The 12432-nt window shown below is 38.5% G+C and carries 10 protein-coding genes and 1 pseudogene; 8 read left to right on the top strand and 3 right to left on the bottom strand.

Annotated features, from left to right (window positions below; genetic code table 11):
• Positions 1-508 precede the first annotated feature (508 nt).
• Genes HMPREF0083_RS05295 through HMPREF0083_RS05285 form a run of 3 tightly spaced genes read left to right on the top strand, consistent with a single transcriptional unit; the run spans position 509 to position 5152 of the window.
• Positions 509-1558: a ComEC/Rec2 family competence protein gene (locus HMPREF0083_RS05295; protein ID WP_040301570.1), complete on the top strand. Its 1050-nt coding sequence runs from the start codon at positions 509-511 to the stop codon at positions 1556-1558.
• Positions 1555-3951, top strand: coding sequence for a ThiF family adenylyltransferase (locus HMPREF0083_RS05290; RefSeq protein ID WP_021620078.1), 2397 nt, complete (start codon positions 1555-1557; stop codon positions 3949-3951). The genes HMPREF0083_RS05295 and HMPREF0083_RS05290 overlap by 4 nt, the downstream gene beginning before the upstream one ends.
• A gap of 4 nt (positions 3952-3955) precedes the next feature.
• Entirely contained in the window at positions 3956-5152 is a 1197-nt protein-coding gene (locus HMPREF0083_RS05285; protein ID WP_021620077.1) for a patatin-like phospholipase family protein, read from the top strand.
• Positions 5153-5354: 202 nt separating this feature from the next.
• On the opposite strand, the gene HMPREF0083_RS05280 is transcribed toward HMPREF0083_RS05285, so the two are convergent.
• A complete protein-coding gene (locus HMPREF0083_RS05280) occupies positions 5355-6191 on the bottom strand; it encodes a DUF5677 domain-containing protein (protein WP_040301568.1) in 837 nt (278 codons plus the stop codon).
• A gap of 150 nt (positions 6192-6341) precedes the next feature.
• On the opposite strand from HMPREF0083_RS05280, the gene HMPREF0083_RS05275 reads away from it, so the two are divergent.
• Together HMPREF0083_RS05275 and HMPREF0083_RS05270 are read left to right on the top strand one after the other, a co-directional pair.
• Positions 6342-8015, top strand: a complete 1674-nt coding sequence (locus HMPREF0083_RS05275; RefSeq protein WP_051354543.1) for a DDE-type integrase/transposase/recombinase — start codon at positions 6342-6344, stop codon at positions 8013-8015.
• A 27-nt stretch (positions 8016-8042) separates the two neighbouring features.
• A pseudogene (locus tag HMPREF0083_RS05270) lies at positions 8043-8258 on the top strand (hypothetical protein); the annotation flags it as partial.
• Between the two features lie 183 nt (positions 8259-8441).
• Here the strand turns inward: HMPREF0083_RS05270 and HMPREF0083_RS05265 are convergent.
• Positions 8442-9140, bottom strand: coding sequence for a hypothetical protein (locus HMPREF0083_RS05265; RefSeq protein WP_021620073.1), 699 nt, complete (start codon positions 9138-9140; stop codon positions 8442-8444).
• A 527-nt stretch (positions 9141-9667) separates the two neighbouring features.
• Between HMPREF0083_RS05265 and HMPREF0083_RS05255 the strand changes: the two genes are divergently transcribed.
• Both HMPREF0083_RS05255 and HMPREF0083_RS05250 read left to right on the top strand, forming a co-directional pair.
• On the top strand, positions 9668-10411 hold the full coding sequence (locus tag HMPREF0083_RS05255) for a DsbA family protein (protein WP_021620071.1): 744 nt from the start codon (positions 9668-9670) through the stop codon (positions 10409-10411).
• Positions 10412-10419: 8 nt separating this feature from the next.
• Positions 10420-10851: a disulfide oxidoreductase gene (locus HMPREF0083_RS05250; protein WP_021620070.1), complete on the top strand. Its 432-nt coding sequence runs from the start codon at positions 10420-10422 to the stop codon at positions 10849-10851.
• Positions 10852-10879: 28 nt separating this feature from the next.
• Here the strand turns inward: HMPREF0083_RS05250 and infC are convergent, their stop codons facing one another.
• A complete protein-coding gene (gene infC / locus HMPREF0083_RS05245; protein WP_021620069.1) occupies positions 10880-11365 on the bottom strand; it encodes a translation initiation factor IF-3 in 486 nt (161 codons plus the stop codon).
• 209 nt (positions 11366-11574) lie between these two features.
• Here infC and HMPREF0083_RS05240 point away from each other — a divergent pair, with 209 nt between their 5' ends.
• Positions 11575-12405, top strand: coding sequence for a protein-glutamine gamma-glutamyltransferase (locus HMPREF0083_RS05240; protein WP_021620068.1), 831 nt, complete (start codon positions 11575-11577; stop codon positions 12403-12405).
• Positions 12406-12432: the final 27 nt, after the last annotated feature.

Below are 12432 nucleotides of genomic sequence, written 5' to 3'. Positions count from 1 at the left end.
CCGTTTTATGCATTTTTTCATTGCCAAATACAACAATAGGGGAGGATGTTCAACGACAAGAAACTACTCCGTTTTCTACAGCTAAAAAAACCAGTAAACATCGGTACTCCTATTTTAAACGGAGTATTTTTTTGTCGCAAATTTTACGACGAGAAAATACTCCGTGACTTGTTTAGCGACAAGAAAATGCTCCGTTAACAAACGGTCAACCGAAAATTAGTCCGTTTTATCGGAACATATTTTCCACTTGAGCTTCAAAGGATATGAAAAAGAAATTATTAAACACATTCAAATTGAAAAGTCAAAGTCCACGTATAGATAGTCTAATATCGCCGATGTTATTTTTTATAATTTATCATTCTCACGAGGTGTATAGTTTAAAAACATCAAACACTTGTTCTTAAATAATTTCTTTTGTATAATTGTTATACAACAAGTAAAATGAATATTATCAATCTTCTCTATTTTATTTTTGGTAATCCATATTCCGTTTAAAGGAGGAGCCTTTGTGACAAATAAAGCTAAAGAACTTTTGTTACCAAATGAAGAAGTAATATTTAGAGTTTGTTTCTTGTATGTAGGTCAAGGAGATGCAACGTTGCTTACAATTCCGACAGATGAAGGATATAAGTTTATGTTGATTGATTGCAATGTTGACAAAAAAGCAGGAGGGATTGAGCTCGCGAGATTGGTGAAGGATCTTACCGATGGAACTTTGGATTACTTTGTAAATACCCACCCACATATGGATCACCTTTGCGGTTTAAAGGAACTGTCTGAAGAAGTGGAAATAAAAGAGGTGTGGCATTCAGGGCATATTCCTGGAAAACAGCACTACGGATACTATGAAGATCTAAAAAATGTAATGGACGAGTTAGGCGAGGATAAGGTCGTAGCATTATGTGGAACTAGGGAGGTACAAGAACTAGGGAATGTCCACTATAATGTGCTATCTCCAGCAGAATACGTAAATGATGAAATTAATGATGAAGAGCCAGATGAACGTCGCCGTCGCATTCATGAGAACTGTGCCGTATTACGATTTACATATGGAGAAGATGAAAAACACATCTTAATCACTGGTGATGCCGACCTCGATGCTTTTAAAAACCATATAACGGATTATCACAAAGATCGCTTATTTTCCCACGTCCTGAGTGCTGTTCACCATGGCTCGCGAACTTTCTTTAAAGCCAAGAAGGAAGATGAGCCTTATCGTGATCATATCGAGGTAATTAAACCAGAATATTTAATTGTGAGCGCTCCAACTGAGGAGGAAAGCAAACACGATCACCCTCATACGGATGCAATGGACCTATACAAGGAGTACATCGATGAGGATGGTATTTTCCATTTGGGCGCAAATCGAGAATGCGTCATTGTGGACATCAACGAAGCAGGAGATTTCGATCTTAGAGTTGATAAAGAGCTTGTAGAAGAATACGGCTTTAAGGATGAAGATAATGATGACAATAAGAGCGAAGGAATCAACAAAAGCTACGCCGGTGTTTATGTTAGTACTAAGCTCGATAATAAGCCAATGGGTGGTTCTCAATGAGTTGGTGGGAAAGAAATCCCTCACTTTTCAATTGTGAAATTGAGGAGCTAAGCAGAAACAATAATTATCGTCAAACTGCTTATGCAGTAAATAAGACACTCATTTCTGGTGGAAACATTATCGTTCGTACAGAAAAAATTAATAAATTTGCTGTTTTAATTATCTATCCGGAGGGGTTTCCATATACTCCTCCGGTAGTTCATTTACTTACTGAAAATTTAACAGAAACAGAGTTAATCGAACTGTCCAAACAATCGATGAAGCAAATAAAACAGATTGTTTGGGATAGAAAAAAAATGTTCTACCACCGCCATCAAGGTGTGGACGGAAGCTTATGCATTTTGGAACAAGACGACTTGCATAGTGAACGGGCAGAAATTGTAGGGGCACGTGCAACTATACTAAGAACCAGAGATTGGTTACATGGCGTGTTAAAAGGTAAGTTTCCAATGGATAGTAGAGAGGTAGAACTTCATGCACATTTTCCACGTATTGCATTGGATTTGGACTTCCTACTTACCGATTCTTTTTATCATAAGGAACTTATCGAGGGAAGATTTTATGTTCAGCATTCCAGGTTTATTGATGATAGGTTTTATATTGGAGCTGGTATTGTTGGTAAAAATAAGAACGGTATTGAGCTATCTAAATTCGAAGCCATAAAACAGAATCCGATTTTTTTCCAGAGCGTCTGGGATGTTATTGACTTGGAAATAAAATCAGAAAAAGTGGTAGAGCCAATACAAAGTGGCGATTTAATTGAAGGAAAGTGGTGGGATATAGATGTAGAACCACGTCCCTTTGAAGAGATTAATAATTTGATGTTATTAGTTGAGCAAAATCTAGAAGGGGGCTCTTCGGTATTTATAAAAGCCATAGGACAAGAACTGGCACGAGCACATGAAAAAATATATATTGGGTTCCGATTTCCAGGACGTCATGATGATTTAGAATGGTTGATGTTACGATTAGTAAAACTGCCAGATACAGGCGCGTTGCTATTGCCAACAGAGGAAGAATTAAAAAGACAGCTTTACAATTATACCGTTGAGGCAATCATTACCGAGAAAATAACGGAAGAATATTTTCATATGAGAAATAAAGGTAGGGCCGAAAGAAGTACATTGAAAGACAAGCAGATAACGATGTATGGTGTTGGCGCACTCGGGTCTACTATAACAAACCTTTTGGCTAAAGCTGGTGTTGGATCATTCCGACTTATTGATAAAGGAGTTCTTCATGCTCATAATGTAATACGCCATGAGTGTGGACTGCTGTATGTTGGGGGAAGTAAAACAGCCGCTACATTTACCCACACACTTAAATACAATCCATTTGTGAGTTTTGATCCCATTGCATATACAGGAACCCCTATAGATATCACAAGGTTAAGCGATGGAGAGTGGACAAAGGTAGCATCCCAAGACTTTCTTGGAATATCAACAATCGCTGATGATAATGTGGAAGCCTTACTAAATGAGCAAGCGATGTTAAATTCACATGAAGTCTTTTATATTCGGGCATTGCGTGGGGGTAAAGCAGGGAGGATTTTTAGAGTTCGACCTGGAGTAGATGCTTGTAAGGAGTGTTTAGCTCTTTACTATGCAGAGGAGCATGTGGATTTTATTAATGTAATGGATGATCCAGAACTTCCAGTGCTGACAAATGAGTGTAACAATCCTGTTCGACCAGCAAGTGCAGCAGACTTAACAATCATTGCTTCAATAGCCACAAGGCTTGTCTTAGATAGTTTACAGAAAAAAGATGAAGAGCTATACAATCATTGGGTTTGGACAACAGAAGAACTTCCAAATGCAAATCTTGAAAATAATATCCCTTTTACTCTTCATAAAAAGTTCCTACCTCCACATCCTCATTGTAGACTTTGCAAAAAGGTTCCATTCAAGCGAGTAAAAATAACAGAAGAAACCAGACAAAAAGTGATCAAAGAGATTCACGAATCAGGGGGAATGGAAACAGGAGGGATATTAATAGGATTTGTGACACCAAATTGTGAGCTTGTCGTTACCGATGCTTCTCTTTCGGGCCCAAATGCAGTAAAAAAAATTGATTGGTTTGAAAGAGACGTAGAATATTGCCAGAAATATTTGGAAGAAAAAACACTCCAAACAAACAATCAGGTACAGTATATCGGTGAATGGCATCATCATCCGACAGGTACTAATAGACCAAGTCTTCGCGATTTACAAAGCATGTACGAAATCGCTATACAACCCAATTATGGAACTGATTGTCCATTAATGTTAATTGTATCCTCAACTCATGACTTTGCCTTTACACTACATCCACATAATACAAAATTTGTGCAAATTCAGAGTGAGATTATTTCACAAGAAAAAGTAGAGCAACTAATGAAATTAACTAAGGGATGATGACATGGGTCAAGAGATACGATTAAATTTTTCAGGTGGGGGGTTTCGAGCAACTTTTTACTGTTTAGGTGGTTATCGTAGGCTTGTTGAATTAGGCGTTCATTCTTATGTTACACAACTAAGTTCAGTTTCCGGTGGTAGTATTGCAGCTGGCGCAATAATGCAAGGTCTAACGGAAGGAGACTTTAAAGACCTTCGTGATTTCGATCATAAAGTAACCACGCCTCTGCGTAGGCTAGGAAAAATAAATGTACGAAAGATATTAGTAAAACAAGCATATGCACCTCGACTTTCCAATTTAAAGCAACTTTTTAAACTAAGGACCAGATTCAGCAGATTATTTCCAATATTACTTGATAAAGAGTTATTTAATAACCAGTACATCTGTGAATTACCAACTAAGCCTGAATGGAGTTGCAATACAACCTGCCTAAATACCATGAAGAGACTGCGCTTTAAGGTAGTAGACTGTTATGGAAATCTATTGGGTACAACCACCGATATCTCTGATATTAAAATTTCTTTAGCTGTAGCAGCTTCAGCAGCTTTCCCCTTAATGTTTGCACCAATTAAAGTCAACACGAAGGGAAGGGAATTTTATGACAAATATAATTCTTCTGTTTATTCAACAATACCGGAGACACTTTATTTAACCGATGGTGGCGTTTACGATAACCTTGGATCGGAAAGTATCCTAAAAGAAAATGGGCATTTCATTACAATGGATGCTTCAGCTGGAGAAGAGTGTTGGACACCAGACTATAACATGTCCTTTTCAAGTGGAATTTGGCGTCTCTTGAATGTAAGTATGAATCAAATTGTAAATTTAAGAAGGAGATTACTTTATCTACATTCTGGTAGCGAAGGAATTCAGCTCCTCATTGGACATCCCATAGCTGAATTGCGTACGAATGAAGTAAAAATTAGAGAGCATGAGAGGTCTCTTCCTGTATATTCTTCAGATTATCAGGAGATTGAAAGATTAGTTGCTACTCTTCGTACAGATTTAGATAGCTTTAAGGATATTGAAATGGATACATTAATGTGGTCAGGTGCTGTTCGCATGGATTTAGCAGTAAAGTCACTTTTTCCTGAAATAATTTCAGAAGAAAAGTGGTTAGATACTCCTAAGTTCCCGAACTATACTTATGATGAAATAATCCAAACTTTAAAATTAGGACAAACACTGAAAGTGTTTTAAGGTAAATTGGAAACTTCAAATAAAAACCCGATTACTTGTAGCTTGAAAGTAATCGGGTTTTTATTTAGTGAAAATAAAGTCCCCGACGGCAAAATAAAGTTTTAGACTATGTAAATAAAATGTTACACTGGCCAAGTTATTGAGTTAAAAAAGGGGCAATCGAAAAAAATGGATGACCTCACAATACGTTGTGCAATCGAACTTATTCGTCTAAAGTGATAGATTTCATTATAATCTTCAGTTTACGTTCATATTCGTTCTTCTCTTCTTCATCGGCATCCGTGTCTTTTCTGAACCGTTTGATTTCGTCCTCGATTATCCTTACGAATTTAATGTTGTCGTTCAATAGTAATCCGAGAACGGCTTCTTCGAGTTCGTCATATTCGAATATTTCACCAACGATAAGCACATTGTAGAACTTAATGTTAAGAAAAACGCTCCATAACAAGGCATTATATAAAGCGATCTCGTTTTTTAGCTCGTAAGAATATTGAATACCGTTTCTATAATAACCGGAAGTTATGATGTTACAGTGCGTTATGTCGCAGAGGTATGAATACACTATTCTGTATGTATCTTGCTCTTTAGATTTTTTCGCAATCTTAGATATGGTGTTAATATATTGAATCTCGGCATTGGTTTCAATATTTGCAATGATACTTTTGCGCTTGTTAACAAACTTATATTTCTTTTCGTTGATTAAACCAAGTTTATATTCAACAAGATGGTCAATCATTTTTGGGTTAATGACTACCGCTTTGGAGTTGATGAAGTTTTCATAATTTGACCTTGTTAGAATGAGAGCATCTTCATAAAACCCGCTCTTTATTAGCTTGTCGATTGCTAAGATAGTCTTAGTAAATTTGCTAAAACAAAAGAAAATGAAGTCTTCTTCAATGTCCAAATCGTTCACTGGCAGATTACTTGCTCGTTTGGCTGGAACAACCGCTAAAGCTTGAACGTCAACAATTTGCTTGTTTAATTCGATGTATAGCTTCAACATTCTTTTTAGTATTTTTATGTTTGATGTAATGCTCACTATATAATCCTCCACATCAACTTGATGTGCTAATTATATCCTGCATTCCTTGCCGCGACGAGAGAGTTATTGTGGTCTGTACGTTTATTTCTTTACCAAAAAGTAAATAAGTGTATATAAACCTTTATTACTATTTAGCAGGTGATGCTCATGAAATTTCAGCCTGTTCCTCTTAAAAGAAATGCTCATTATGGAAGCAATTACTGGGAGGTATATAGCCCAAAAATCAAAAGAAATGTCCATCTATTTAGTGACTTAGAATACGATCATTGGGTATCAGTTGAAACCAACCCACAAATTAAAGCCTTCTGCGAACAACCTGTCATCAGTCTAAAACACTTACATAAAAAGTTTTTGGATGCCTGCCGGACAGCAGGAATCCGATCTCATGAATATCCTTTTACCACGAAGGATGCTGGAAGACGAGCAATCGAACGGTATGCCAAACAGCTACATGCCCGATACTTTTCAGAAGCATCCGGAAGGCATGGAGATGAGGCAGCACGACATGCTCGTGTAACCGAGCCGGGTATAAAAAATTATCCAATGGTGGTTCGTCCTTTTGAAAAAGTTCAATTTGACGGACACAGAATTGACGCGATTTTATCTGTTACATTTCAAACCCCTGAAGGAGATGAGATTACTACAACCATCGAGCGCTTATGGCTACTCGTCATTATTGATGTGGCAACTAGAGTCATTCTAGGGTATCATATCAGTTTTAATAAAGAATACTCATCTGCCGATGTACTACAGTGCATTCGGAATGCTATTGTTCCATGGGAAGAAAAAGAATTCACTATCACAGGTCTTAAATATCCTGAGTATGGTGGGTATGCTTCTCAACTAATTCCAGAAGCGAAATGGGGGATTTGGGATGAGTTTCATTATGACAATGGTAAAGCAAACTTATCCAATGTAGTTAGGGAACGGCTTACTCAAATTATCGGCTGCTCCATTAATGCCGGACCTGTAAGTACTCCGGAGAGAAGGGGCATTATCGAAAGGTTTTTTGGTCTATTAGAGGAGAATGGCTATCACCGCTTGCCAAACACAACAGGTAGTCATCCCAAAGATCCACGACGTAAAAACGCCGAAGAAAAGGCTGTGAAGTACCAGATATCTTCCGAACATATCGAGGAACTAACTGAGGTTCTCATTGCCTTATATAACGGAACCCCTCATGAAGGTGTAAATAATCTGACACCGCTTGAAGCCATGCAGCAGCGAATACAGCGTGGTATGACGATACGCACTATGCCTGAGCAAAAACGGGATGACATTTCTTTTCTAACCCTTACAGCCAAACGTAGAGTGAATGGCAATATGGAATCAGGTAGACGACCGTATATCCAGTACGAAGGTGTGACATACCACAGCCAGATATTATCCCAAAATCTTGATCTCATCGGAAAAACCTTGACACTCCTTGTAAACATTGAGGATTTACGTACTATTCGTGCTTTTCTACCTGATGGAAGTGAGTTCGGTGTTCTAACAGCATCAGGAAAATGGGGGATTACCAGGCATACTCTTCAATTACGGAAGGAGATCACTAAATTACGAAGCAGAAAACAATTATTTTACACAAGCCAGGATGACCCCATTGAGAAATATCATGAATATTTACGTTCGTCTAAACACAAAAAACGAGAACGAAACAAATTAGTTCAGCTAGAAAACACACGAAAAAGAGAAACTGAAAAGCAGCAACCATTAGAATCCACGGATACGGAACAAGTATCAAAATCAGAAGGAGTCAAGGTTATCTCAAAAGAGAGGAATACGGTTGCACGTACATTAAAGAAGACCATTGTTTACTGAATGTATGTAAAAAGGAGCTACGGAGCTATGGCACAGCCGTTTTTTCATAACTTACAAGACGATCAGAGACCCTATGTACCAAAAGGTGTCCATCCCATTGAAACAGGGCGTTATTTAATCGCAACCAACGAAATTGAACGTATGTATCAAACGATATCCAAATGGATTCAAAACCGATCACCCGGTGGAATTATTCACGGTCGACCTCGTATTGGGAAGACCAGAGCCATTAACTATCTTCTTGTCGTTCCAGTAGTTTCTTGTCGTCCGACAAACAAACACATCATGACTTAAATACCCACATTTCTTTTTAGTTAACATAATATATATTATCGGACGTAAAGAAAATAAATCTCATAATATAAGTTTTTTTAGCATTTTGAGAAAAAAGAAAACGAACGCTAAAGGATTATCTTATGTATTTTTTTATTTGGACATGCCTAGCTTTGTTTTTTGGATATGTAATGCATGCAAACTATCTTGTTTGTATTTTTCGCTCTTGGTGATTTTTCGTTCATATCTTTTTTTCCATTCTGCGTCATTTGTATCGAGAAAGTTCGCTAACAATACCATAGCATCGGCTTTCATCCAATATGATTCACTAAGTAAGATTTTCGCTTGATGTGCAGTGCTTTTACTTTGTTCAGATACATTTTCTGGTATCTCAATATCACTTAAACGTTTTGAGATATCTCGAAACACAATGCCCGCGTCTTTTAAAACAGTATAATCAATTTCATTGCTTCTTTGGCCGTTTAAAATTTGTTTTTCCACCAGCGACGCGTACTGATCTCGTTTTCCTCCTGCGCACTCTGTTTCATATAACAAACGCTCATATGCCAGAAAAGCAGCTGTCTCTTCCCCGCCTGTTTCCGTCTGCACAACAGAAGAATCCGAATACGGTGTATCGTAAGCTGCTACAGGACCTATAGTTTTTTCGAATTCTCTTTTCAATGCCTGCGTCTTTTCCGCTGATTCTATTTTTTGTTGGGAATGCGGCTGGGATATTGTGCTCTCTTTTACTCGTATTTGCTTGAATTCCTGCCACATATATGCCCACAGAATGGCATTGAACCCAATGAGGAGCATGCATGTATAGAATTTAATAAGCGTCTTTTTTCTCATTTTTCTCTCTCTTTCTGTGCTGTTCTGCTGCTTGTATCATGTATATACATACAAATAATCGGTAATTCCTTCACCTTTTTCAAGTTTTGTAGCTTATGGTGTGCTTTAATAAAAAAGACAAACCTCATGAATTCGAGGCTTGCCGGAAAAATCTTCTTACCGTAATAAAACAGTCTCTTTTGGAGAAACAATGCCGAGTTTAAAAACGTAAGGCGAAAACGATTCTCCAAGCGGGATATGAGTACCGATTAAAATAACACGATCCGCTATCCGTACTTCGTATCCACCGCATATGTATCATCTTCCAGTGACAATCCCGTTGCTCCATTGTCCGTTTTCTCGTTTTCTATTGTACCATATGTAGCCAAACAAGCTAGGAGCATCGTATCTCTTGCTCGCGTAGAAGTTGAATGCTATAATACGTGCGGATTCATATGAATAGTATACCTAATGGATGACAGCCATTAGGTAAGAAAGTATGTTTTGATCGGTTGAACAATATATTTTTGATAGAAAGAAGGGATCGGATGAGCAAAAAATCCAGGCGGAAAGGTACACAGAATAAAAACACATCAATAAATATACGTACCAAAGAAAAAAAGACTGACACAAATAAACGTCTTGTTCTTTATACGGTGATCGGACTGTTAGCTATGGTTGTTCTATTTATCGCATTAAAAGTGGTAGAGCCAAATAAAAACATAGCCGCGGAAAGCCCTCCACCTATAGAAAATCAACCTATAGCGGGAAATCCGAATGCAGGGGTAACCATTATTGAATTCGGGGATTTCAAGTGTCCAGGGTGCAAAGTGTGGAATGAGCAAGTTTTTCCCCGGGTGCAGAAGGAGTATCTTGATACAGGCATAGCTAAGCTTGCATACATAAACGTCCTGTTTCATGGGGAAGAATCGGAACGTTCCGCGCTTGCAGCAGAATCGGTATTAGCGCAGGACCCTGATTCTTATTGGGCTTTCCATAAAGCGTTATTTAACAAGCAACCAACGGACGATGCAGAAGCACCATGGATTACGAATGAGCTTCTGCTTGATCTGGCCAAACAATATGCACCAAAGGTCAATCAAGACAAACTGGCACAGGATATCAAAAATAAAACGACCAAACCACAGCTAGACGCGGATACCAATATTGTTAAAATGTATAACATCCACCAAACACCAAGCATCCTAATTAATGGCACGGTGGTAAACAATCCGTTCGATTATGAAGAAATTGTCTCTCTTATCGAAAAAGCGAAAGCAGGCAGGGGTTAGCTTCTACTATGAATACAGATAGATTTCGAACATACGCCTTATATTTTGCATGGATAGTTTCCCTGATTGCCACGCTGGGAAGTCTGTATTTTAGCGAAATTAAAGGCTTTATCCCATGTAATTTGTGCTGGTTTCAGCGCATTTGTATGTATCCACAGAGCATTATACTGGGGATAGCGGCCTATCACAACGATTTAAGAGTTAAACGATACATTCTTCCTCTCTCGATGATTGGAGCCGCCATCTCTCTCTTTCATTATCTGGAGCAGAAGCTTCCGTTTCTGTCAGAAGTCGCAAAAGTTTGTGTCTCTGGGGTACCGTGCACGACCGCCTATATTAACTGGCTTGGTTTCATTACAATTCCTTTTCTGGCCTTACTTGCGTTTGGTTTGATTATTTTCTTTATGTTAATCGCAAAAACAAGCGACGAAAATGCATAGCATTTAACTTGCGCATACGGACGATGGATTAACGGGGTTTAAGTACGACGCTAACCTGTTTACCGCTCATCTGTATGCCTTTTTCCTTTTCTGCGCAATGTGATAAATCCTGCACAAACTCAGCTACGATTCGCTTGGCTGCATCGCTTTCTTTGCGTTGTAAACGTACTGTGATTTGCACCCAGTCACCTGCGCCAAGAATTTTTTCCACTTGCCGCTTCTTTGTTTCGTAATCATGCTGTTCGATGGCAGCGCTAACCCGGATTTCTTTCGTCTTCGGGCCCTTTTTCTGCTTATACAATGCCTGTTTTTCCTTTGCTTGTTTCTTTTGTGCTGCTTGTCGTGGTAACAGCTGACATGGTGGTGGGCTTGAAGCAAGCGAAAGGCACACAAGATCCACTTTTAACTCTTTTGCTATTCTCAGAGCTTCTTTTGTTGACATAATGCCCATATCCTCCCCCTGTATTCCTGTCAGCTCTACTTCTGAAGCTTTGATTTTTTCATTGATAAGCATATAAATCTCTCCTTATTAAGACGTTTCTATACTCTAACCCCCTTCTTATTTTACTATATGCCAAAGGCATTAGTTGTCCTTATACAAAAATAAAACAGCCTCGAAATGTCGGGCAATTTTTCACATTATGCCTGCACTGCGCATATAAATGGGTATACTTTTGCTTTACCCATACGAGAAAAGCAGGACAACATAAGGAGGGAACGTGCATGATTCAAATTTCAGATGTATCCATACATATTGGAGCGCTTGAGAAGGAATGGCCGCTTAGCAGCATACAGCGCACCATTCTTGAACGGATGGCGATGAGCCCAGCAACATACGTGTATCGCTCTCTTGATGTGTTAAAGTTTGAAGTGAAAATGCGGGAGTTCATTGTATTAGCTGCAAAAAATCTCTATTACAGCGGAGCTGGCTTCGCTACATTCAAAGAATCCAGGTGTAACCCTCGCTATTGGAATCTTACAAAAGAAGGCGGATTTCAACTGAAAACGAATGTTGAACCGGCTGAAGCAATCAATGACATTTTTAGAAACGGAAAAAAATATGCGTTTGAATGTGCTACAGCTATCGTTATCGTGTATTATAAGGCCACCATCGACTCTATTGGAAAAGATAACTTCAATCGGCTTTTCCCTAATACTCTTCTGTATGACGGAGTATATGATGAGGATTTGCATTTAACGTGGACGAAGACAGTCGAGTATATACCAGGAGATGTTCAGTATTTTAAAAATCCTGAATACAACCCTAAAACACCTGAATGGCAAGGAGAAAATGTCGTGTTGTTAGAAGGTAATCGATATTTTGCACATGGGATAGGAATAAAGACAAAAAAAGAAATAATCGTGGAACTGAACAATGAACGCAAGCCGGGTGCTACCGTGTCAGCGTATTTGCTGGAACAAGCCGCCCGACCTGATTTTGCTTATTTATCCCAATACGCCGAGGAAGACACGGAGAAAAGACAAATACATTCCCCTGCAGAAAACCGTTTTACGATAGCGCAAATTGGTTCCAAGACATACATTAAAATGTAAAAAATGTAAAGCTTGGGCTGCCGTTGT

The sequence above is a fragment of the Aneurinibacillus aneurinilyticus ATCC 12856 genome (assembly GCF_000466385.1).
Lineage (GTDB): Bacteria > Bacillota > Bacilli > Aneurinibacillales > Aneurinibacillaceae > Aneurinibacillus > Aneurinibacillus aneurinilyticus.
The sequence above is the reverse complement of the archived record's forward strand: the minus strand, read 5'-3'. Positions and strand labels throughout refer to the sequence as shown.

Bases quoted from the DNA above. Each gene is read 5' to 3' on its own strand.
- HMPREF0083_RS05290 (WP_021620078.1), top strand. From the start codon at position 1,555: ATGAGTTGGTGGGAAAGAAATCCCTCACTTTTCAATTGTGAAATTGAG.
- HMPREF0083_RS05285 (WP_021620077.1), top strand. From the start codon at position 3,956: ATGGGTCAAGAGATACGATTAAATTTTTCAGGTGGGGGGTTTCGAGCA.
- HMPREF0083_RS05275 (WP_051354543.1), top strand. From the start codon at position 6,342: ATGAAATTTCAGCCTGTTCCTCTTAAAAGAAATGCTCATTATGGAAGC.
- HMPREF0083_RS05265 (WP_021620073.1), bottom strand. From the start codon at position 9,140: ATGAGAAAAAAGACGCTTATTAAATTCTATACATGCATGCTCCTCATT.
- HMPREF0083_RS05255 (WP_021620071.1), top strand. From the start codon at position 9,668: ATGAGCAAAAAATCCAGGCGGAAAGGTACACAGAATAAAAACACATCA.
- HMPREF0083_RS05250 (WP_021620070.1), top strand. From the start codon at position 10,420: ATGAATACAGATAGATTTCGAACATACGCCTTATATTTTGCATGGATA.
- infC (WP_021620069.1), bottom strand. From the start codon at position 11,365: ATGCTTATCAATGAAAAAATCAAAGCTTCAGAAGTAGAGCTGACAGGA.
- HMPREF0083_RS05240 (WP_021620068.1), top strand. From the start codon at position 11,575: ATGATTCAAATTTCAGATGTATCCATACATATTGGAGCGCTTGAGAAG.